A 22,605-nucleotide genomic window follows, 5' to 3' on the forward strand; every position below is an offset into this window, starting at 1 on the left:
CCCATGCATATCGACACCGCCCTCCCCCGCGCCGCGCTCGACCCGGCGTTCCTCGACCGGCTGCGCGAGCGGTTCGGGCAGCGGCTGCACCTCACCGACGCGATGCTGCGCCAGCACGGCTCGAACGAGGCGCATTTCGACGTCGTCCTGCCCGACGCGGTCGTCTTCGCGCATTCGACGCAGGATGTGGTCGATCTCGTCAATCTCTGCGTCGCCGCCGACGTACCGATCGTGCCGTTCGGCGCCGGCACCTCGATCGAGGGCAATGCGGTGCCGGTGCGCGGCGGCGTCAGCGTCAATCTCGGCGAGATGAACCAGATCGTCGCGGTCAACGCCGAGGATTTCGACTGCACCGTGCAGGCGGGCTGCCGCCGCGAGCAGCTCAACGAGCATCTCCGCGACACCGGCCTGTTCTTCCCGATCGATCCCGGCGCCAATGCGACGATCGGCGGCATGGCCTCGACCCGCGCCAGCGGCACCAATGCGGTGCGCTACGGCACGATGCGCGAGGCGGTGCTGAGCCTCAAGGTCGTCACCCCCGACGGCAAGGTCGTCACCACCGCACGCCGCGCGCGCAAGTCCGCGGCGGGCTACGACCTCACCCGCCTCTACGTCGGCAGCGAGGGCACGCTCGGTATCATCACCGAGGTGACGCTGCGGCTGCATCCTATCCCCGAGACGATCTCGTCCGCGGTCTGCGGCTTCGCCAGCCTCGAAGGCGCGATCACCACCGTCGTCCAGTCGATCCAGGCCGGCGTGCCGCTCGCCCGCGTCGAGATCCTCGACGACATGCAGATCCGTGCGGTCAACGCCTGGTCGAAGCTCGCGCTGCCCGAGGTGACGACCTTGTTCTTCGAATTCCACGGTTCGCCGGGCAGCGTCGCCGAACAGGTCGAGATGGTCGGCATGCTCGCCGCGGAGAATGGCGGCGGCGACTTCGCCTGGTCCAACCTCCCCGAGGAGCGCGGCAGATTGTGGAAGGCGCGGCACGAGGCGTATTATGCCGCGGTGGCGCTGCGCCCCGGCGCGGTCGGCTGGGCGACCGACGTCTGCGTGCCGATCAGCCGCCTGCCCGAATGCATCACCGCGACCAAGGCGGACCTCGCGACGTGCAGCGTCCCCGCGACGATCCTCGGCCATGTCGGCGACGGCAATTTCCACGTCATCTTCGCGATGGACCCGGAGTCGAAGGCGGACCTCGCCGAGGTCGAAGGCGTCAACGCCCGCCTCGTCGCCCGCGCGCTGGCGATGGACGGCACCTGCACCGGCGAACACGGCATCGGCATCGGCAAGCAGCATTGGCTGGTCGAGGAACTCGGCGACGCGGTCGACGTGATGCGCATCCTGAAGCGCGCGCTCGACCCGAAGGACCTGTTCAACCCGGGCAAGATCTTCAGTTTGTAACCGAGAATTCCTCCCCCGCCAGGGAGTGCCGGGTTGAACGGCCCCCGGCCGTTCAAGGTCATGCCGGGGGCATGACCGACCCGGCACTGTGGCGCGCCCGAAGGGCGTGACGGAGGGGGAGGATACGGCGAAGTCGGTTTTCGCGGAAACGCCCCCTCCACCACCGGCCTGCGGCCGGCGGTCCCCCTCCCCCGCTGAAGCGAGGGAGGAATTTGGCCCGCGCTGACCGTCCGACGACCTACCCCAACAGGAGCCAGCCATGCCGACCCCCGCTTTCTCTCGCTCGCTCCTCCCGCTGCTCGCGCTCGCATTGGCGATGATGCTCGGCTTCACGATGATGGCGTCGTTCGGCACCGTGCAGGAAGGCGCCAAGGCCGAACTCCACCTCAGCGATTATACGCTCAGCCTCATCCAGGGCCTCAGCGCCGCGCTGCCGCTCGCGTTGTTCTCGATCCCGATCGGCATCTGGGTCGACCGGCACAATCGCGTCCGCATCATGATCGTGCTGGTCGCCACCTTCGTCCTCGGCACCCTCCTCACCGCGGTCGCGCACAGCGTCGCCTTGCTGTTCGTCGCGCGCATGCTGACCGGCATCGGCACCACCGGCGCGCTCACCGCGGCGCTGTCGCTCTGCGCCGATCTCTGCCCTCCGACGCAGCGCGGCCGCGCGCTGCTCGTCGTCAACCTCGGCAAGTCGCTGGGGCAGGCGATGGCCTTCGGCCTCACCGGCGCCTTGTTCGGCCTGTTCCTCCGCGGCGGCGCGCCCGGCTGGTTCTGGCACGCCGCACCGTGGCGCAGCGCGCATCTCGCGCTCGCGCTGATGGGCGCGGCGTTCATGATCCCGCTGTTCCTGCTGCGCGAACCCGTCCGCCACGAAGTCGCCGCGAGCACCCACGCCCCCTTCCGCATCGTCGCCGGCGAGCTGTGGGCGCGCCGCGCCTTCCTGCTGCCGCTGTTCATGGGGCAGGTCAGCGTCGTGATGGCGGACGCCGCCGCGGCGATCTGGGCCGCGCCCGTCCTGTCGCGCAGTTTCGGGCTGCGCCCCGATCAGGTCGCCGGCTGGATGGGGACGATGATCTTCGTCGCCGGCCTGCTCGGCGCGGTGATCGGCGGCTTCTCCGCCGACTGGGGGCAGAAGAGCGGCCGCCGCGGCGGCCTGCTGATCGGCGCGGTGATCGCCGCCTCGCTCGGCATCCCCGCCGGGCTGTTCCCGATCGCGCCCTCCGTCCCGCTGTTCGGCGCGGCGCTCGGGCTGCTGCTGCTGTGCGGCGCGGTGACCGGGGTCGTCACCTCGGTGGCGCTGACCGTGCTCATCCCCAACGAACTGCGCGGCCTGTGTATCGGCGCGTTCATCGCCATCGCCGGGCTGATCGGCTTCGGCGTCGCACCGACGCTGGTCGCCGCGGCGAGCAGCCTGTTCGGCGGCGAATCGCATCTCGACCAGGGCCTCGCCACCGTCGGCGCGGCGACCAGCGCGCTGTCGCTGATCGCCTTTTTCGTCGCGATGCGCCGCGCGCCCGCGACGGCGACCACCGAACCTATCTGAAAGCTCTTGCATCAGCTATCGGATAGGTTCATCACGCCCTCAACGATATAACGAGAGGTCAGGATGAAAACGCGGGTCGAGGTATCGCCGGAGATGTACGCCTTCATCGGCGAGGGACCGTTGCCGGTGGCGGATTGGCCGTTCGAGGCGGTTGCGTTCGGTTACCGGCTGGCACCCGCGACCTTCGACTTCCATCCGGCCCCCGCCGCGGACGCGCTGGAGTCGGCGGATATCGCCTTCGTCGTCGCGACCACCGCCTGCACCCGCATCTTCGGCGGCGCCCCCGATCGCGCCGGCACCTGGCATATCCCCAGCGACATGCGCGCGATCGCGCTGACGCTGCAACCCGGCCGGCTGGCGAGCGCCGCCGCCGCGACGCTGCGCATCGCCAAATGCATCGAGCTGATCTGCGCGACCTTCGAGACACTGGGCGACGGCAGCCTGATCCCCGCCGACGGCAGCGGCGCCTTGTCCGCCGGCGAGGCGCAGCGGATCGCCGCCGCCCGCCGCCTGATCGACGAACGCTGGCACGAGAAGCTGACGCTCGATTCGATCTCGCGTGCCTGCGGCCTCAACCGCGCCAAGCTCACCCGCGGCTTCCGCTCGATGTTCGCGATGAGCGTCGCCGACGCGATCACCGACCGGCGGCTGAGCGGCGCGCGCGAGCTGCTGCTCGCGACCGACCTGCCGGTCTCGTCGATCGGCTATCGCTGCGGCTATCTCAACAACGCCAGCTTCACCCGCGCCTTCTCGCGCCGCTACGGCCAGCCGCCGACGCAGCTGCGCAGCCACCCGCTCGCCGCATGACGGCCGATCTCTCCGGCTCGCTGGTCGATCAGGCGGTGCGCCGCGTCCGCGACCATATTCGCGGCGCCGATCTCAAGGTCGGCGACACTCTGCCCGGCGAGGGCCAGTTCGCCAGCGACCTGGGCGTCAGCCGCGCGGTGATGCGCGAGGCGTTCGGCGCCCTCGCCGCGCTGCGCGTCATCGACGTCGGCAACGGCCGCAAGGCGCGGGTCGGCGCGATCGACGGTTCGGTGATGGCCGCCTCGATCGACCATGCCGTCGCCACCGCGCAGATCACCACCAGCGACGTCTGGGACGTCCGCCGCACGCTGGAGCTGCGCACCGCCGCGCTCGCCGCCGCGCATCGCAGCGACGCCGACGCCCGCCTGATCGTCGATCATGCCGCGCAGATGGCGACGAGTGCCGACGATCTCGACCGGCTGATCCGCCACGACATCGCCTTCCATCAGGCGATCGCCCGCGCCGGCGGCAATGCGCTGTTCCACCAGATCGTCCGCTCGTTCGAGCAATTGATGCGCGTCGCCGTCCCCACCGCCTGGCAGACGCGCGAGACGCTCGAACAGCGCGAGACGGTCTTCGCCGTCCACCGCGATCTTGCCGCGGCGATCGCCGACCGCGACGCCGCCGCCGCCGCGACGCTGATGGACGCGCATTTCGACCGCGCGATCAGCGACATCTTCGTCCGCTAGAACGCGACCCCGGCGGCGCTGAGCTGCACCTCGATCGCATCGGCCGTCGTACCCTGCGCCAGCGGCATCGCGATGGCGCGCGTGTACGGCTTCCGGATCGCCGCCGCGAACCCCTCGCGCCGCGCATCCAGCGCCGACCACGCCACGCAGAAGTCGTAGGCGAGGCCGACGAACACGCACCGCCGCACCCCGATATCGCGCAGATAGCCCGCCAGCCCGGTGCGCGTCGTCTTGTCGTTCTCGAAGAAGGCCGAATAGGAATCGACGTCGGGATGCTGCCCCTTGCGCAGGATCAGCCCCGCCCGCGCCACCGCCGCATCAACCGCGGGATGAAAATCGGCGCCGGGCGTGCCCTGGATGCAATGGTCCGGCCACAACACCTGCTCGCCATAGGGCATCCGCATTGTCTCAAACGGCTGCCGTCCGGCATGGCTGCTGGCGAACGAGCTGTGGCCCGCAGGATGCCAGTCCTGCGTCACCACGACATGCGCGAATTGCATGGCCAAGTCCGCAATCGGCCCCATTACCGCGTCCCCGTCCGCCACCGCGAGCCGTCCGCCGGGACAGAAGTCGATCTGCGGATCGACGATGACGAGCGCATCGGCGGGGGTGACGTCGCTGGGGTCCATGGCGCCTCTTACCGGGCGAACCGCCCGCCGGCAAAGCAGGACGACGCGTTATGTCTGCGTCCACACCGGCGTTCGCGCGTTGGAGGGGCTTGGCGGTCGCTGTGACCGCCGGGAGAGGTTCATGAGCACGACCCTGACCGCGAAGTTCGAGACGCGGCGCGAAGCGGAGATGACGGTGGAGCGGCTGGTGCAGCAGTTCGAGATTCCGCGCACCGACGTGTTCATCGCCGCCGACGGCCCCGACAACACCGTCGGCACCGAAGAAGCCGGTTCCGACACCGAGGCGGGCGCCCCCACTCCAGAAGCGCGCGACGACGGCGCCCACGCCGGTGCGGTCGTCGTGTCGGTCGACATCAACGATGCGACGCTCGCCGACGAGGTGAAGGACGCCTTCGCCGAATTCAACGCGGCGGACGTCACCGCCGATTGACGCCTACCGGTCGGACGCATCGCGTCCGGCCGACGCGCGAGACTTGTCGCGGCACGCGCATGACGTAAGGTCGGCGCGATAAGGGCGCCGGACCTACCGGCGCCGACGGTTTCGACAGGGGTTTCTCCATGCGTCACGCTCTTGCCCTGCTGCTGGTGTCGGCAGCACCGCTCGTCCAGGCCGACGCCGCCCCGCCCCAAGCCGCTCCGCCCCGCGCCGCATCGACCGCAACGCAGGACGCGGCGCTGCTGCAATTCCTCGACCGCGCCTTCGACGAACAGCTCGACCGCAATCCGGAGGCGCTGACCCAGCTCGGCCTCAAGACGCACGAAGACCGGCTCGACGATTACACCGATGCCGGCGCGCGCGGCGATCAGGCGCTGGCCGAACGCCAGTTGCAGGACATGCACGCGCGCTTCCGCCCCGACCAGCTCGGCGAGAGCGCACGGGTCAGCTACCGCTTGTTCGAATATGAGGTCACGCGCGGGCGCGAATCTTTGCGCTTCCGCAAGCTGCGCTTCCCGGTCTCGACCACCGGCAGTCCGGCCGGCGACATCCCGGTGCTGCTGATCAACAATCACCGGATCGACACGCTCGCCGACGCCCGCGCCTATATCGCCCGCCTGCGCGACACCGAGCGGGTGATGCGCGAGGTCGCCGCGACGATGCGCGAACAGGCGGCGGCGGGGATCGTCCCCAACAAGGTCAATTTCGCCCCCGCCCGATCCGACGCACGCGCCATCGTAACCGGCGCGCCGTTCGATAAGGGTCCCGATTCGACGCTGCTCGCCGACTTCCGCAAGAAGGTGACCGCGCTCGACGTGCCGCCGGCGACCCGGACGCAGCTCATCGCCGATGCGTCCGCGGCGCTGACCGGCCCGTTCCGCCGCGGCTATGACGTGCTGTTCGCGGCGCTCGACGCGGTCGAGCCGCTGTCCAAGGGCAATTTCGGCGCGTGGAGCCTGCCCGACGGCGCCGCTTATTACGCCGACCGCCTCAAGACCGCGACCACCACCGATCTCACCGCCGAGCAGATCCACGCGCTCGGCCTGCGCCAGGTCGCGACAATCCGGCAGGAGATGGAGGGGATCAAGCGCGAGGTCGGCTTCACCGGCACGCTGGAAGCCTTTTTCGACAAGATCCGCACCGATCCGCAGCTCAAATATCCGAACACCGCGGCGGGGCGGCAGGCGTATCTGGGCGATGCGCGCGCGGTGATCGCCGGGGCGATGGCGGCGGCACCCCGCTATTTCCGCGTCCTGCCCAAGGCGCCGCTGGAGGTCCGCGCGGTCGAGCCGTGGCGCGAGCGGACCGCGTCGACCGCCTTCTACGATCCGCCATCGGCGGACGGGTCGCGGCCGGGCATCTATTACGTCAATCTGATCGACATGACCCAAACGCAGAAGGTGCAGGTCGCCGGCATCGCCGCGCATGAGGGCGCGCCCGGCCATCATTTCCAGATCGCGCGCCAGCAGGAGCTGACCGGCATCCCCAAATTCCGCAAATACGGCGGCTACGGCGCCTATGCGGAGGGTTGGGGCCTCTACGCCGAGCGGCTCGCCGACGAGATGGGACTCTACAAGGACCCCTATGCCCGCTTCGGCATGCTGTCGTTGCAGATGTGGCGCGCGATCCGGCTGGTGCTCGACACCGGCATCCACGCGCAGCGCTGGGATCGCGACAAGGCGATCGCCTATTTTCGCGCCAACAGCTCGGTCTCCGACACCGATATCGCGCGCGAGGTCGATCGCTATTTCAACTGGCCGGGCCAGGCGACCAGCTACATGGTCGGCCAGCTCCGGATCAGCGAGGCGCGGGCGCGGGCGCAGCGTGCGCTGGGGCCGAAGTTCGACATCCGCGACTTCCACGAAGCCGTGCTCGATCAGGGCGCGCTGCCGCTCGACCTGCTCGACGAACAGGTGACGCGCTACATCGCCGCCAAACGCTAGGCGGCGCGGCGCTCGGTCAGGAACAGCAGGAACACCGCCGTCATCAGCGCCGCGCCGACGGCGGCGGTCGCGGTCCAGCCGCCGCGATCGTAGCTGATCGTCGCCAGCGTCGAGCCGAGCGCGCCGGCGAGGAAGACCATCGTCATATAGACCGAATTGATCCGCCCGCGCGCCTCGGGCGCGATCGAGAAGAGCACGCGCTGGCCGAGCACCTGGTTCATCTGCGTCGCCGCGTCGAGCACCACCGCCGCGACCGCGAGCAGGATCAGCGCATGCGCCGCGCCCGCCCAGCCGGCGAGCAGGAAGGCGAGGATCGCCGCCGCCAGCGCGCCTGCCGTACCCGCGCGGATATGCCCGCGGTCGCCCAGCCGCCCGGCGATCGGCGCCGCCAGCGCGCCCCCCGCGCCCGCCAAGGCGAACAGCGCGATCCCCATCTGGCCGAGCCCGAAGCGCTGCGCGAGCAAGAGCGGCACCGTCGTCCAGAACAGGTTGAACGCGGCGAATATCGTCGCTTGATAAGCCGTCCGCCGCCGGATCGCGGGCGTGCGGACGAGCAGCGACAGGCCCGACCGCAGGAGCGCGCCATAGCCCAGATCGGGCTTGGGCCGCCGCTGCGGCACGGTGCGCGCGATGAGCAGCGCGAGCAGCGCCATGCCGATCGCCGACAGCCCGAAGATCGCGCGCCACCCCGCCACCGCGGCGAGCCCGTTGGCGAGCGGCCGGGCGAGCATGATGCCGGTGATCAGCCCGCCCATGATATTGCCGACCACCTGGCCGCGCCGCTGTTCGGGGGCGAGATGCGCGGCGAGCGGGACCATGATCTGCGCGCCGACCGAGCAGAAGCCGGTGAGGAACGAGAAGATCAGAAAGCCCGTCGCCCCCGTCGCTGTCCAGATCCCGACCAGCCCGAGGCACGCCCCGACGGTGAGCAGCAGGATCAGCCGCTTGTTCTCGACGCGGTCGGCGAGCGAGACGACGAAGAACAGCCCGGCGCCATAGCCGAGCTGGGTCAACGTGACGATCAGCCCGGCGACGCTGCCGTGCAGCCCCAGCGCCGGCGCGATCTCGCCGATGAGGGCCTGCGCATAATAGAGGTTGGCGACCATCAGCCCGCAGGCGAGCGAGAAGATCGCGGTGAGCCCCGGGCTGATCCCGGCATGGTCGGTCTGGTCGGTCATCGCCGCCGCTTACCGGCTCTCGCGCCCGTCGTCGCGCCCCGATCGCCAAGCCCGCGGCCGATCGGGGAAAAGACCGATCAGGCGCCGGCCACCCGATCGACGATCTCGCGAATCGCGTCGCGTTGCAGCGGCTGGCGGTCGATCGAATTGTGGATGCCGATCCCCTCGACCAGCGCGTCGAGCGCGCGGGCGGTCAGCGGATCGAAGAACCGCTCCAGCGCCGCGCGGCTGTCGTCCATCCATCGCTGCATCACCGCAGTCACCGGTGGGTGGCGCGCGGCGAAGGCATAGAGTTCGTAGCTGAGCAGCAGCGTGCGCGGCTCCGCCCAGATCGATTCGGCGATGATGTCGACGATCGCCGCGCGGGCGCCGTCGCGATCCTGCGCCTCCGCCAGCCGCGCCGCGAACGCCGCCGACGATACCGCCGCCAGTTGCAGGAAGGCGGTGGTCAGCAGCGCCTCCAGCGACGCGAAATAATAGGTCACCGATCCCAGCGGCACCGCCGCCGCGGTGGCGATCCGCCGGTGCGTCGTCGCCGCGACGCCGTGCTGCGCGATCACCTCCAGCGTCGCATCGACGATCCGCTGCCGGCGATCGGGGTCGTTCCGCTTGGGTTCGCCGGATGCCACGCATTCTTCCTTTGCCAATCATGTGTACATTTGTACATATACGCGCATCTTTCGCGGCCGACGCCGCCGTATCGCAAGAAAGGCCGTCGATCATGTCCCAACCGCCGCTATCCCGCCGTACCGTCCTTGGCGGTGCCGCGGCACTGGCGCTGCCCGCAACCGCCGGTGCCGCCCTCGGCGAGGCGGCGGATGCGCCGGTATTCGGTCGCCGCGACGGCCGCTGGCTCAATCCGCCCAAGCAATGGCACGCCGATGCCGCCGGCGAGCTGACGATCGTCACCGATCGCGCCACCGATTTCTGGCGCGAGACGCATTACGGCTTCACCCGCGACAGCGGCCATTTCCTCGGCTTCCCCACCCCCGCCGCCTTCACCGCGCAATTGCGCATCCGCGGCGACTATCGGCAGCTCTACGATCAAGCCGGTATCATGGTCCGCGTCGACGAGCGTCGCTGGGTCAAGGCGGGGATCGAATTGTCGGACGGCGCGGCGATGCTGAGCAGCGTCCTGACCGACGGCCGCTCGGACTGGGCGACCGGCCGCTACACCGGCGACGCGTCCGATTTCTGGATGCGCGCGACGGTCGCCAAGGGGGTGCTGCGGTTGCAGGTCTCCGCCGACGGCCGGACCTGGCCGCTCGTCCGCCTCGCTCCCTTTCCGGTCGCATCGTCCTACCGGGTCGGACCGATGGCCTGTACGCCGGAGCGCAGCGGGCTCGGGGTGCGCTTCTCCGATCTGCGCATCACCGCGCCGCTCGGCAAAGACCTGCACGATCTGAGCTGAGACGATGACCGAGAAGGAGAAGATGCTGGCGGGCGACCTCTACACCGCCGACGATCCCGAGATCGCCGCCGATGCCGCACGCGCCGCGCAATGGATGGCGCGCTACAATGCCGCCGCCGCGGCGAGCCCGGCCGAGCGCCACGCCTTGCTCGTCGAGGGGCTCGGGGCGGTCGGCCGCGGCGTCACCGTGCGGTCGCCCTTCCATTGCGACTATGGCGACAACATCCGGCTCGGCGACGGCGTGTTCCTCAACTTCGGCTGCGTCATCCTCGACGTCGTCGCGGTGGAGATCGGTGCGGGGACGCAGATCGGGCCGGGCGTCCAGATCCTCACCGCCGACCATCCGCGCGACCCTGCGACGCGCGCGGCGATGCTCGAATTCGGTCGGCCGATCCGGATCGGCGCCAACGTCTGGATCGGCGGCGGCGCGCTGATCCTGCCCGGCGTGACGATCGGGGACGATGCGATCGTCGGCGCGGGCAGCGTCGTCACCCGCGACGTGCCCGCCGGCGCCACCGTCGTCGGCAATCCCGCCCGCGTGGTGCGTGCATGAACGTGGTGCCGACGCCCGACCGCACCAGCGTCGGCAAAACCCATTTCGAGGTGCTCGACGGCCTGCGCGGCACCGCCGCGCTGCTGGTGGTCGCCTTCCACATCCAGGGCATTGCGGTGCTGTTCGACGCGTCGCGGCTGATGCTGCCGCACGCCTATCTGGCGGTCGATTTCTTCTTCGCGCTGTCGGGTTTCGTCATCGGTTACGCCTATGACGATCGCTGGCCGCGGATGACGACGCGGGGCTTTCTGGCGCGGCGGCTGGTCCGGCTGCATCCGCTCGTCGTGCTCGGCGCGTTGCTCGGGCTGGCGAGCTACCTGTTCGATCCGTTCGCGGACGGCAAGCAGGACGCCTCCGCCGGTCTGGTCGCGCTCGCCTTCGCCGCCGGACTGCTCGCGCTGCCGTCGCTGCCGCTCGCCAACCGGCTCGGCGACAGCCACCCGCTCAACGCGCCGGCCTGGACGCTCTTCCAGGAATATATCGCCAATCTCGCTTATGCGCTGCTGCTGCGCCGGCTCGGCCTGCGCGCGCTCGCCGGCGTCGCCCTGATCGCCGCGATCGTCTCGGCGGCGACCGCGCTGACGCTCGGCTCCTACGACACCGGCTGGGGGCTCGCCAATTTCTGGGGGGCCCCGGTCCGCCTGGCCTATCCCTTCGTCACCGGGCTGCTGCTCTACCGGCTCGGCGATCGTCTGCCGCGACTGCGGCTCGGCTTCGTCACGCTCAGCGTCGTGCTCGCGCTGGCCTTCGCCGCGCCGGTCTTCCCCGCCGTCGGCGCGCTCAAGCTCAACGGTCTCTACGAAGCCGCCTGCGTGCTGCTGCTGTTCCCCGCGATCATCGTCGCCGGCCGCCATTCGCGCGGCGGCCCGGGCGTCGTCGCGCTCTGCAAGCTGGCGGGGCGCCTCTCCTACCCGATCTACATCACCCATTATCCCTTCGTGTATCTCTACATGAACTGGATCGCCGGGCGGCAGGGGCCGGGCTGGCTGACCGCGACGGTCGCGGTCGCGCTATTGGGCTTCACCATCCTGTTCGCCGCTGTCGCCTATGCCCGCTGGGACGTGCCGATCCGCACCTGGCTCAACCGCCGCCTGCCCGCGGCATGACGCAGGCGCGACCCGATCGCATGACGGCGGAGGAACGATCGCGGACCCGCATCGCTTGGATATCGGGGCCGCAACCGCGGCCACGACCAAGGATGACATGATGAGCGACGACAAGGTCCCCAATCCGGTCAGCGGCAATCCGGCGAGCAAGGGCGCGCCCGACGGCGTCTCGGGCGTCCCCGGCGGCGGCGATCGCGAGATCCACGGCCGCAGCGCCGGCGGCGAGAGCAGCGGCGGCGCCTATCCCAATCCGCATACCGGCAAGACCCCCACCGGCGGCGGCTTCATGGGCCACGGCGGCCAGACCGAGATCGCCTATCACGGCAGCGGCCAGGCCGGCGAGGACGGTGCCAGCGTCGCCAACGCCGCGACCGGCTCGCGCGAAGGTCCCGACGCGACCGACGACGCCGGCGATGCGGTCCCGACCGCCGACCGCCGGGATCATGCGGTGGGCGGCACCGACGGCCCGGTCAAGGCGACCGCCACCGACGGTGTCGCCGAGGCCGAGACGAGCGGCAAGATCGGCACCGATGCCGATTACGAGGCCGAACAGCGCAAGCCCGGCGCCGGCTGAGCACTCCCCGAACCGTCCCGGTTTGCGACGATCTGCGGCGCGGGTGCACATTGATCGGGATCAGTTCGGCCGCTCGCCGGTTCTGGTCGTTGATGCGATCATGACAAGGCCCAGGGTTTGACGGATTTTTCCAGTCGTGGCGGTGAGATGGCGGCGCGGGTCGCCGCCCACGACTGGGCGGCGTCGCCGTTGGGGCCACGCGAGGGCTGGCCGCCGCATCTCAGGACGGTTACCGATATCGTCCTCCAATCGCCGCTGCCGATGGCGCTGCTGTGGGGCGACGAGGGGTGTCTGATCTACAACGATCATTATGCCACCATCGCGGGCCGCTACCATCCCGCCATCCTCGGCCGGCCGGTCGCGGACGCCTGGCCCGAGGCGGCGGATTTCAACCGCCGCGTGCTGCGCGCCGGACTGGCGGGCGAGCCGCTGACCTTTTCGCGCCAGCGGATCACCGTCTATCGCGATGGTTTTCCTGCCGAGGTGTTCTTCGACCTGACCTATGCGCCGGTGTTCGATCCGGCGGGGGATGCGGGTGGCGTACTCGCCGTGGTCATCGAGGTGACGCAGGCGGTGGCGATGGAGCAGGAGCTGATCGCCGAGACGCACAGCCTCGAGACGCTGAACCGCATCGGCACCGCGCTTGCCGCCGAACTCGACCTAGAACCGCTCGTGCAGATGGTCACCGATGCCGGCGTGACGCTGACCGGCGCGAAATTCGGCGCCTATTTCCACAACCAGATGGATGAGGACGGCAAGCGGCTCAACCTCTTCACGCTGTCCGGCGCCAGCCGTGCCGCGTTCGAGGGGTTCGGCAAGCCGCGCGCCACGGCGGTGTTCACGCCGACCTTCCGCAACGAAGGCGTGCTGCGGTCGGACGACATCCAGTCGGACCCGCGCTACGGCCACAACGCCCCGCACCGCGGCCTGCCCGAGGGGCATCTGCCGGTACGCAGCTATCTCGCTGCGCCGGTAGCGTCGCGCTCGGGCGAGGTGCTCGGCGGGCTGCTATTCGGCCATCCCGAACCCGGCCGCTTCCACGCCCGGCACGAGCGGCTGCTCGTCGGCATCGCCGCGCAGGCCGCGATCGCGATCGACAATGCGCGGCTGTTCGGCGCGGTGCAGGAGGTCAACGACACGCTCGAACGCCGCGTCGCGGAGCGCAGCGAGGCGCTGACCCGCGCCCACGAAGCGTTGCGCCAGGCCCAGAAGATGGAGACGCTGGGACAGCTCACCGGCGGCATCGCGCACGATTTCAACAATCTGCTGACGGTGATCCGCGGCTCGACCGAGCTGCTGCGCCGGCCGGGGCTGAGCGAGGAGCGGCGCGACCGCTATATCGAGGCGATTGCCCAGACCGCCGACCGGGCGAGCACGCTGACCGGCCAGTTGCTCGCCTTCGCACGGCGCTCGTCGCTGACCCCGCAGGTGTTCGACGTCGGCGATACGATCCGCGGGCTGACCGACATGATGGAGATGCTGGCGGGCGCGCTGATCACCGTCGACCTCGACCTGCCCGACGTCGCCTGTTTCGCGCATGCCGACGTCAGCCAGTTCGAGACCGCGATCGTCAACATGGCGGTCAACGCGCGCGACGCGATGGGCAAGGAGGGCCGGCTGACGATCGCGGTCGACATCTGCGACCGCATCCCGCCGGTACGTGGCCATAGCGAGCGGAGCGGCGACTTCCTCAAGGTATCGATCACCGACACCGGCACCGGCATCCCGCCCGACCATATCGACCGGATCTTCGAACCCTTCTTCACCTCCAAGGGGGTCGGCCACGGCACCGGCCTCGGCCTGTCGCAGGTGTTCGGCTTCGCCAAGCAATCGGGCGGCGACGTCTTGGCGACGAGTTGCGTCGGCGAGGGCGCGACCTTCACCTTGTTCCTGCCGCGCGAACGTGCCGCCCCCGCTGTCGAGGCGTCGCCGGCATCGCACGCTGCCGCCACCGGCACGCCGCTGCGCATCCTGGTGGTCGAGGACAATCCGGAGGTCGGCACCTTCGCCACCGCCGCGCTCAGCGACCTCGGCCACGACATCGTGCTCGCGCGCAACGCCAAGGAGGCGCTGGGCCGGCTGGAGGGGGATGGCGATGGTTTCGACGTCGTCTTCTCCGACGTGATGATGCCGGGCATGAACGGCATCGAACTGGCGCACGTCATCCGCACCCGCCTGCCCGAACTGCCGATCATCCTGACCAGCGGCTATAGCGAGATCCTGTCGAAACAGGGCGCCGGCGAGTTCGAGCTGCTGCACAAACCCTATTCGATCGACGCGCTCAGCGCCGCCTTCCAGCGCCTCGCCCCGCTTCGCAGCGACTGATGCGCTTATCGCCGGTGCCCGACCTCAGATCGCCGCATCGATGACGAAGCGCACGCCTTCGGGCGGATAGTCGATCGACGCCTGTCCGCGCACGTGCTGCGCGAGCACGCGCGAGATCATCCGCGTGCCGAAACCGGTGCGCGTCGGCGGCACCACCGGCGGGCCACCGCTCTCCACCCACGAGAAGCGGACGCGATGCGCGTCGCCGGCGTCGACATGGTGCCAGCGCACCGCGACATGCCCGCCCGCGACCGACAGCGCGCCATATTTGGCCGCATTCGTCGCCAGTTCGTGCAGCGCCATCGACATCGCCAGCGTGACCGCCGGCGACAGTCGCACCTCCGGCCCGTCGATCGAGAAGACGCTGCCGGCGCGGTCCATGAACGGCATCAGCACGCCTTCGGCGACCTCGCCGAGCGCCGCCCCCTCCACCTCGTCGCGGATCAGTAGGTCGTGCGCCGCGCCGAGGCTGGCGATCCGCCCGGCGATCGCCTCCTGCGCCTCAGCGATCGACCCGGCGTTGCGCAACGTCTGGCTGACCACCGCGCTCACCGTCGCCAGCGTGTTCTTGACGCGGTGGGTCAGTTCCTGCGCCAGCACCGCGCGATGCTCCTCGGCGAATTTGCGCGCGGTAATGTCGGTCGAAAAGCCGATCAGCGTCGCCGGTGCGGCGCCGTCGTGGCGCGTCACCTCGCCCCGCGTCTGCACCCAGCGCAGCTCGCCCGCCGGCGTGAAGATGCGGTAATCGTGCGCGCAGTCGCCCACACCGGCGATCGTGTCGCAAATCGCCGCGGTGACCAACGCCATGTCCTCGGGATGCACCGCGCCGCAGAAATCGGCATAGGTGAACGCCTCCTCCGCCGCCCGGCCGAAGATCGCCTTGCAGCCCGGCGACGCCTCCAGCGTCTGCGACGCGATGTCGAAGCTCCAATAGCCCAGGCCCCCGGCACGCAAAGCGAGCTGCAACTGCAACGCGCGCTCCGCGAGCGCCGCCTCCTGCACCGCCACCTCGACCTTCAGCGCGTCGCGGTCCTCGATCAGCTCGACCAGCCGGTGCCGCTCCAGCGTCACGTCGGTCTGCGACGCGACGAAATAGGTCAGCGCGCCGTCGTCGCCGAACACCGGCGCGACGGTCAGCCGGTTCCAGAAGGCGGTGCCGTCGCGGCGGTGGTTGAGCAGGTCGATCTCGATCCGCCGCCGCACCGCGATCGCCTCGCGCAGCCGCGCGACGTCGGCGCGATCGGTCGCCGGGCCTTGCAGGAACCGGCAATTGCGCCCGACGATCTCGCTGGCGGCATAGCCCGTCAGCCGCTCGAACGCGGCATTGACGTAGATGATCGGATCGTCGGGCAGCGTCGGGTCGCTGATCGCCATCGGCAGCGTCGCATCGCGGAACCCGACGACGACCGGGTCCGCCGCATCCAGCCGCTCCCCGAACGCATCGATCGACCGTTGCACCGCCGGGGCAGCGACGACCGGCTCGACCGGACCGGGAGAGAAAGAGAAACGATCCAAGCCTGACCAGCGCTATCTTAAGATAAGGATTTCAGCAATATCGCGAAAGCTCCGGGATGGGGCTTATCGCATTTCAGAGCGGCGCCGCAACGACGGCATCGGCGAGGACGCCGCAGCCCGCGGCCGCCTTGCCGACCTCGATCGGCACCTTGGGGTCCTTCACCTGTCCCGCGACGCGCACGAAGTCGCCGATCGTCAGCCGGCCGGGGCTGGTGTCGCCCTGCCGCGCCGCGCGTGCCGCACGGCCGAGCTGCTGCAACTGGCCGATCGACAGATTCGCCTCCAGCCGGTCGCCGACGCATTGCGACTGGGCGGGCTGGAAACCGTATCCCTCCATCGCGGTGGCGATCCGCGCCGAGGGATCGACGCAGCCGCCCAGCAACGCGGCAATGCCGGTCGCGACGAACACCGGCGCGCGGAAGAAGAAACGATCGGCCATGTAGATATCCCCTGTCACCGCACCATTGTGCCGGTGCCTGCTTGTCCGGGATCGCCGCCGCCAAGTCGACCGAAAAGTCTCCACAATACAGGCCAAGTGCCCGGTATTGCTGCACTATGCCGTGGTGCTTTTGACCTAGTCCACCGACATTCGGTCAAAATCCTCCCCCGCCAGGGGGAGGTGGCATGCCGCAGGCATGACGGAGGGGGAGGAAAGGGAAACCTCGGTTCCGTGTCCTCCCCCTCCGTCACGGCTTCGCCGCGCCACCTCCCCCTGGCGGGGGAGGACTTTTCCCCAGACCCTGATTGTCAATCCGGCTAGTCCACCGCCAGCGCGGTCACCAGCCGCCGCCGTTGCGATTGGGACCGAGTTGCGCGCCGAGGATGTGGCGCGACGGCCAGGCGCCGATCGTATGGACCGCATGGCCGGGCACCACCGGCCGGCCGCGCTTGGGGCGGTCCTCGCGGTCGCGGACCAGGATGTCGATCGTGTCGCTCGCCGCGCCGCTGCGCACCCGCAGCGGGTGGAGGCCGGGCCGCCCGACCGTCACCGCCGCCGTCCAGGTCGCCGGCTGGCCGGATACCGCGTGCATCGGCGTCACGACGCCGTCCACCTCGACCACCGGCGGCGCGGCGGCGGGACCCAGCACGCGTGCGATCACCGCGATCGTGCCGGGCGGCGGCACGTGACGGGGATCGTGCGGCCGGGTGAGCAGGCGGACGTCGGTCGGCGACAGGATCTGCACGTGCGGCCAGCCGGGCGCGGCATCGCCGATCGGCCGGAAGGTCCAGCTCGGCACGCCGTCATGGACGCTGACGATCGCATAGCCCGCCGCGCCGTCGTCCTCCTCGATCTGCGCGGTCGAGCGGGTCGCGCCATAGACGACGCGGCCGTCGTTGAGCAGCTCGTTGTAATGCGTATGCCCGGTATCGACGAACGCGACGCCGGCGTCGGCGAAGGCGGTGGCCAGCACCTCGCCCCCATCGGCGAGGTCGCCGGGATAGGCGTGCATGAAGACCAGCGGCGTCAGCCCCTCGTCGTCGCTCGCGGCGAGCGCGGCATCGATCCGGCGGCGCTGGCCGGCACCGATGCGGAAGTCGGGGCCGCCGCTGCCGGCGCTGACGATATCGAGGAACAGGCAGCGGTGGCCGCCGATCACCCGCTCGAACGGCCGCATCGCCTCCGGCGTGCCGGCACGGAAGGCGGCGAGCGTGCCGTCCTCGAAATCATGGTCGCCCGGGATCGTGAACACCGGCAGCGCCAGCGGCGCGAGCGCGGCGCGGATGCGGTCATATTGTTCGACGGTGGCGTGATTGGCGTTGTCGCCGGGCACGAAGACGAAGTCGATCCCTTCGCGCACCACAGCGAGGTCGGCGACGATCGCCTCCAGCCGGTCGATCCCCAGCCAGCCGTCGGCGGGATCGGCATGGAGATCGCCGACATGCACCCAGGTGATCGTCTTGCTCATGCCCTGTTCTCCACCCGTTTGCCCTCGCATGCCGGCCGCAACAGGCCGGCGAAGCCGATCCACAGCGCCAGACTGGCCAGCGCGAAACTGCCGAGGATCAGGAAGGCGGCGTGATAGCCGAACGCCTGCGCGATCCAGCCGCCGATCGCCGGGCTCAGCGACGCGCCGAGGCCTTGGATCGTCATCACCGCGCCCTGCCCGACGTTGACCCGGCCGGTGCCGTCGAGCAGGCAGGCGACGAGGCCGGGCACCGCGACGCTCTGCAATCCGGCGCCGATGCCGTCGAGCGCCTGCACCGGCCACACGCCCCAATGTTCGATGAACGTCCCCGCCAGGAACCCGCGCAGCGGCAACGCCGCGAACGAGATCAGCAGCACCAGCCAATAGCCCTTGCCCGCCGACATCTTCATCGCGATCAGCGCCGCGGCGATCATCACCGCCTGCGCGACGACGACGGTGGTGGCGGTGAACAGCGCCGCATTGCCCTTGCCCGCGCCGACCACCGCGAGGCTGTAGAGCGGCAGCATCGCGCCGTTGCCGAGGTGGAAACAGGCGAGCGCGGCGGCGAGGATCAGCATCGGCTTGTTGCGCAGCAGCGTCCTGAACCCCTCCGCCTGGCCGCCGCCCGCATCATCCTGCTTGTCCCCTTCGAGGCCGCGGGCGGCACGATGGTCGATCGCCTGTTCGGGGATCATCAGCACGCTGACGATCGCCAGCACCCCGAATGCCGCGGCGAGGTAGAAGATCGCCGGCATCCCGAACTTCCAGCCGAGAAAGCCCGACAGGCCGGCGCCGATCATGTTGCCGGCATGGTTCCACGCCTGGTTGCGGCCGTTCTGCGCGTTGAAGCCGCGCTGGCGCACCACGCCCAGCGTCATCCCGGTCACCGCCGGGCCGATCGCCGCGCCGGCGATCGCGGTCGCCACCTGGCTCACCGTCACCACCCAGCCCGATTGCGACAGCAGGATCAGGAACGACGCCATCACCGTGCAGATGCCGGTGACGATCACCACCAGCCGCTTCTTTTCGGTATGGTCGATGAACGCCCCCGCCGGCACGGTCATGATCATTCCGGCGACCCCGCCCGCCGACATCACCGTGCCGATCGGTCCCGCGGTCCAGCCGCGCTGTTGCAGGAACACGCCGAGGAACGGCCCGATCCCCGCCTGCATGTCCGCCATGAAGAAATTGAGCGCCTGCAACGCCGTCCGGGCGCGCCCCGTCTCGTCGCAGGATGCGGATCGCGAAACGGGAATTGCGCTCGATGCCATGGCCCACGTCCTTCGGTTCGTGGCGCTAAACCCGATCGAGCCGAAATAGACCCATCGCCGCGCAGCCCCGATCGCGGCGGACCGCCACAGCGGCAAGTATAGCCATTCAAAATCAGATATTTACCGGCTAGATGAATTCGGCGTCATCTCTCGTGCGCGATGGCGGGACCACGCACGATTGACACCGCTCCCGCCTGCGGCTCAACTCGCCATCATCCTACCTGCCCAGCCGGAGCCCCGATCCATGCGCCTCGTTCGTGCCGCCCTGTTGCTCGGGGCCGCGCTCCTGCCCCTCGCCGCCACCGCCCAGACCGCGCGCCCCCGCGCCAACACCGCGACGGTCAAGCCGATCGCCTTCACCGAGCGGACGCTCGCCAACGGCCTGCGCGTCTACGCGCTTCGCGACACCGGCACGCCCAACGTCGCGGTGCAGGTCTGGTACGACGTCGGTTCGAAGGACGATCCGCGCGGCCGCTCGGGCTTCGCGCATATGTTCGAACATCTGATGTTCAAGGCGACGCGCAACCTCGTCTCCGAACAGATGGACCGGCTGACCGAGGATGTCGGCGGCTATAACAACGCCTCGACCAACGACGATTTCACCAATTATTTCGAGGTCATCCCCGCCAACCACCTGCAACGGCTGCTGTTCGCCGAGGCCGACCGGATGGCGAGCCTCGTCGTCGAGCCGAAGAGCTTCGCCTCCGAACGCGACGTGGTGAAGGAGGAGCTGCGCCAGTCGACGCTCGCGCGGCCCTATGGCAAGCTGTTCTCCACCTATCTGTCGGCCGCCGCCTACACCACGCATCCCTATGCGCGCTCGACGATCGGCAGCATCGAGAATCTCGAAGCCGCGTCGATCGACGACGTCCGCGCCTTCCACGCGACCTATTACCGGCCCGACAATGCGATCCTCGTCGTCTCGGGCAATTTCGATCCGGCGCAGCTGAATGCGTGGATCGACCAATATTTCAGCAAGATCGCCAAGCCCGCCGCGGTCATCCCGCGCGTCACGGTGCAGGAACTACCGCGCACCAAGTCGGTCAGCTACACCGTCTACGAATCCAATACGCCGCTGCCCGCGGTGCTGATGAGCTGGCACGTTCCCGCCGATCGCGACGGGGACATCCCGGCGCTGACCGTGCTCCAGACGATCCTGTCGACCGGCGAGAGCAGCCGGTTGTACGAAAGCCTCGTCTATCGCGACCAGCTCGCGCAGGACGCCTCGTCCTTCCTCGACAGCAAACAGGGTACCGGCAATCTGATCGCTTATGCGATCCTCGCCGGCGGCAAGACCGTCGAACAGGGCGAGACCGCGCTCAAGCGCGAGATCGCGCGCTTCCGCGACGCGCCGGTGACCGCCGCCGAACTCGCCGAGGCGAAGAACGAGATCCTGACCTCGGCGATCCGCAGCCGCGAGACCGCCGAGGGCAAGGCGCGCATCCTCGCCTCGTCGGTGATCATCGACGGCGATCCCCGCGCCGCCGACCGCCAGCTCGCCGAGATTGCCGGGGTCAGCGCCGCCGACGTGCAGCGCGTCGCGCGCAAATATCTCGGCGACGCCCAGTCGGCGACGATCCGCTACCTGCCCGACACCGCCAAGCCCGCCGGCCAGAGCGGCGACACGATCGCGATCGCTTCCACGGTGCAGACCGCGCCGCTCACCCCGCCGGCGCAGATCGCGATCGTCACCCCCGCGCCGGAAAGCGAGCGCATCCGGCCGCCCGCCCCCGCCGCGCCGGTCAAGGCGAACCTGCCGCAGCCGGTCGAGACGCGGCTCGCCAACGGCCTGCGCGTCATCACCGTCGCGCGTCACGAGCTGCCGATCGCCACCGCCTATCTCGTCGCGACCGGCGGGGAGGTGCTCGATCCGATCGACCGGTCGGGCGTCAGCAGTCTCGCGGCGAGCCTGATGACCAAGGGCACCACCACCCGCTCGGCGACCGAGATCGCGCGGCAGGTCGAAAGCCTCGGCGGATCGATCGGCGCCGGTTCGGATCAGGAGGGCGGCACCGTCTCGGTGACCGTCAAGTCGGACCAGCTCGCCCCGGCGATGACGATCCTCGCCGATGTCGCGACGCATCCGGTGTTCGCGCCCGACGAACTCGATCGCGCCCGCGCGCAGCAGGTCGACGCGGTCACCGTCGCGGTCAAGGACCCCGCGCAGCTCGCCGCGATGGTCGCCGACCGCGCCACCTTCGGCGGCTCGCCGTTCGGCGCGCCGGGCGGCGGCACCCCCAGGTCGCTCAAGGCGATCACCCGCGGCGACGTCACCGCCGCTTATGCGCGCACCTGGCGCCCCGATCAGGCGGCGCTGATCCTCGTCGGCGACGTCACCCCGGCACAGGCCAGGGCGCTCGCCGAGGCGCAGCTCGGCCAGTGGCGCGCACCTGCCGGCGCGCCCGCCGCGCCGGTCGCCGTCGCCGCCTTCCCGGCGCCGCGCACGATCGTCGTCGACATGCCCGGCGCGGGTCAGGCGGGGGTCGTCGTCGAGCGGCCGGCGATCCCGCGCGCCGACGCGCGGTATTATCCGCTCGCGGTCGCCAACACCGTGCTCGGCGGCGGCTTCTCGTCGCGGCTCAACCAGGAGGTGCGGATCAAGCGCGGCCTCGCTTACGGCGCGTCGAGCGGGGTCGGCGGCGGCCGCCTCGCCGGCGAATTCACCGCGCGCACCCAGACCAAGAACCCGACCGCGGCGGAGGTGGTGACGCTGATCACCGCCGAAATGGCGCGGATGGGCGCGGCGCCGGTGCCCGAGGCGGAACTGGCGACGCGCAAGGCGGTGCTGGTCGGCAATTTCGGCCGCACGGTCGAGACGACGGGCGGCATCGCCGGCATCCTCGGCAGCTATGTTCTCGACGACGTGCCGCTCACCGAATTGCAGAGCTACACCGCCAAGGTCGAGGCGGTGACCCCCGCCGCGGTCCAGTCGGCGGCGGCGGCGCTGCTCGATCCCAAAGCGGCGAGCGTCGCGATCGTCGGCGACGCCAAGCAATTCCTCACGCCCCTGAAAGCCGCACGCCCCGACACGGAAACGCTGACCGAGGCGCAACTCAACCTCGACAGCCCGACGCTGAAATAAGCCCCCCGGAGACACCCCTAGGCCGGATCGACGCTCAGGATTTTCAGACAGTATCCCTCCCCCGCCAGGGGGAGGAATTTGCTAAGTGTCGATCCAATCTGGAAGTGTTGCATATGGAGGCGCGATCGAAATTCGTTCGGTTGTTCCCCCGGACGTGTCCGGCATCTCAGGTGGATTTGTCACCGTGACCGCCCCTGAACACCGCTCCGAATGACGCGGCCGCAATCCC

General features: G+C 69.9%; 19 protein-coding genes. 12 read left to right on the forward strand and 7 right to left on the reverse strand.

The window, feature by feature from the left end; translation table 11 throughout:
* Positions 1-3: 3 nt before the first annotated feature.
* The 4 genes from SFC76_RS17140 to SFC76_RS17155 all read left to right on the forward strand — a co-directional run bounded on the left by SFC76_RS17140 (position 4) and on the right by SFC76_RS17155 (position 4,446).
* Positions 4-1,404, forward strand: a complete 1,401-nt coding sequence (locus SFC76_RS17140) for an FAD-binding oxidoreductase (protein ID WP_322850620.1) — start codon at positions 4-6, stop codon at positions 1,402-1,404.
* A 259-nt stretch (positions 1,405-1,663) separates the two neighbouring features.
* Positions 1,664-2,950 carry an MFS transporter gene (locus SFC76_RS17145; protein WP_322850621.1) on the forward strand — a complete coding sequence of 429 codons (1,287 nt, stop codon included), beginning with the start codon at positions 1,664-1,666 and terminating at the stop codon, positions 2,948-2,950.
* Positions 2,951-3,013: 63 nt separating this feature from the next.
* On the forward strand, positions 3,014-3,757 hold the full coding sequence (locus SFC76_RS17150) for a helix-turn-helix transcriptional regulator (protein ID WP_322850622.1): 744 nt from the start codon (positions 3,014-3,016) through the stop codon (positions 3,755-3,757).
* Positions 3,754-4,446, forward strand: a complete 693-nt coding sequence (locus SFC76_RS17155; RefSeq protein ID WP_322850623.1) for a FadR/GntR family transcriptional regulator — start codon at positions 3,754-3,756, stop codon at positions 4,444-4,446. The genes SFC76_RS17150 and SFC76_RS17155 overlap by 4 nt, the downstream gene beginning before the upstream one ends.
* Here the strand turns inward: SFC76_RS17155 and SFC76_RS17160 are convergent.
* Entirely contained in the window at positions 4,443-5,075 is a 633-nt protein-coding gene (locus tag SFC76_RS17160; protein ID WP_322850624.1) for a nicotinamidase, read from the reverse strand. The genes SFC76_RS17155 and SFC76_RS17160 overlap by 4 nt on opposite strands.
* Before the next feature lie 121 nt (positions 5,076-5,196).
* On the opposite strand from SFC76_RS17160, the gene SFC76_RS17165 reads away from it, so the two are divergent.
* Positions 5,197-5,505: a hypothetical protein gene (locus SFC76_RS17165; RefSeq protein WP_322850625.1), complete on the forward strand. Its 309-nt coding sequence runs from the start codon at positions 5,197-5,199 to the stop codon at positions 5,503-5,505.
* Positions 5,506-5,633: 128 nt separating this feature from the next.
* Entirely contained in the window at positions 5,634-7,454 is a 1,821-nt protein-coding gene (locus SFC76_RS17170) for a DUF885 domain-containing protein (protein ID WP_322850626.1), read from the forward strand.
* On the opposite strand, the gene SFC76_RS17175 is transcribed toward SFC76_RS17170, so the two are convergent.
* The gene (locus tag SFC76_RS17175; protein WP_322850627.1) at positions 7,451-8,632 is read right to left on the reverse strand and encodes an MFS transporter; all 1,182 of its coding nucleotides are present in this window, start codon (positions 8,630-8,632) and stop codon (positions 7,451-7,453) included. The genes SFC76_RS17170 and SFC76_RS17175 overlap by 4 nt on opposite strands.
* Before the next feature lie 77 nt (positions 8,633-8,709).
* The gene (locus SFC76_RS17180) at positions 8,710-9,261 is read right to left on the reverse strand and encodes a TetR/AcrR family transcriptional regulator (protein ID WP_322850628.1); all 552 of its coding nucleotides are present in this window, start codon (positions 9,259-9,261) and stop codon (positions 8,710-8,712) included.
* Between the two features lie 92 nt (positions 9,262-9,353).
* On the opposite strand from SFC76_RS17180, the gene SFC76_RS17185 reads away from it, so the two are divergent.
* The 5 genes from SFC76_RS17185 to SFC76_RS17205 all read left to right on the forward strand — a co-directional run bounded on the left by SFC76_RS17185 (position 9,354) and on the right by SFC76_RS17205 (position 14,601).
* Positions 9,354-10,043, forward strand: coding sequence for a DUF1349 domain-containing protein (locus SFC76_RS17185; protein WP_322850629.1), 690 nt, complete (start codon positions 9,354-9,356; stop codon positions 10,041-10,043).
* 4 nt (positions 10,044-10,047) lie between these two features.
* Positions 10,048-10,596 (forward strand): sugar O-acetyltransferase, encoded by a 549-nt coding sequence (locus SFC76_RS17190; RefSeq protein WP_322850630.1) that lies wholly within the window; start codon positions 10,048-10,050, stop codon positions 10,594-10,596.
* The gene (locus SFC76_RS17195; RefSeq protein ID WP_322850631.1) at positions 10,593-11,702 is read left to right on the forward strand and encodes an acyltransferase; all 1,110 of its coding nucleotides are present in this window, start codon (positions 10,593-10,595) and stop codon (positions 11,700-11,702) included. The genes SFC76_RS17190 and SFC76_RS17195 overlap by 4 nt, the downstream gene beginning before the upstream one ends.
* Positions 11,703-11,802: 100 nt before the next feature.
* Positions 11,803-12,276, forward strand: coding sequence for a hypothetical protein (locus SFC76_RS17200; RefSeq protein ID WP_322850632.1), 474 nt, complete (start codon positions 11,803-11,805; stop codon positions 12,274-12,276).
* 117 nt (positions 12,277-12,393) lie between these two features.
* Entirely contained in the window at positions 12,394-14,601 is a 2,208-nt protein-coding gene (locus SFC76_RS17205) for an ATP-binding protein (protein WP_322850633.1), read from the forward strand.
* Positions 14,602-14,625: 24 nt separating this feature from the next.
* On the opposite strand, the gene SFC76_RS17210 is transcribed toward SFC76_RS17205, so the two are convergent.
* The 4 genes from SFC76_RS17210 to SFC76_RS17225 form a co-directional block, all read right to left on the reverse strand.
* Positions 14,626-16,116 (reverse strand): HWE histidine kinase domain-containing protein, encoded by a 1,491-nt coding sequence (locus tag SFC76_RS17210; protein ID WP_322850634.1) that lies wholly within the window; start codon positions 16,114-16,116, stop codon positions 14,626-14,628.
* A gap of 73 nt (positions 16,117-16,189) precedes the next feature.
* Positions 16,190-16,555, reverse strand: coding sequence for a hypothetical protein (locus SFC76_RS17215; protein WP_322850635.1), 366 nt, complete (start codon positions 16,553-16,555; stop codon positions 16,190-16,192).
* A 337-nt stretch (positions 16,556-16,892) separates the two neighbouring features.
* The gene (locus SFC76_RS17220) at positions 16,893-18,023 is read right to left on the reverse strand and encodes a metallophosphoesterase family protein (RefSeq protein ID WP_322850636.1); all 1,131 of its coding nucleotides are present in this window, start codon (positions 18,021-18,023) and stop codon (positions 16,893-16,895) included.
* A complete protein-coding gene (locus SFC76_RS17225; protein ID WP_322850637.1) occupies positions 18,020-19,294 on the reverse strand; it encodes an MFS transporter in 1,275 nt (424 codons plus the stop codon). The genes SFC76_RS17220 and SFC76_RS17225 overlap by 4 nt, the downstream gene beginning before the upstream one ends.
* A gap of 244 nt (positions 19,295-19,538) precedes the next feature.
* On the opposite strand from SFC76_RS17225, the gene SFC76_RS17230 reads away from it, so the two are divergent.
* Positions 19,539-22,376 (forward strand): pitrilysin family protein, encoded by a 2,838-nt coding sequence (locus SFC76_RS17230; protein ID WP_322850638.1) that lies wholly within the window; start codon positions 19,539-19,541, stop codon positions 22,374-22,376.
* Positions 22,377-22,605: the final 229 nt, after the last annotated feature.

It is taken from the genome of Sphingomonas sp. CD22, assembly GCF_034556155.1.
In the GTDB taxonomy this organism is placed as follows: Bacteria; Pseudomonadota; Alphaproteobacteria; order Sphingomonadales; family Sphingomonadaceae; genus Sphingomonas.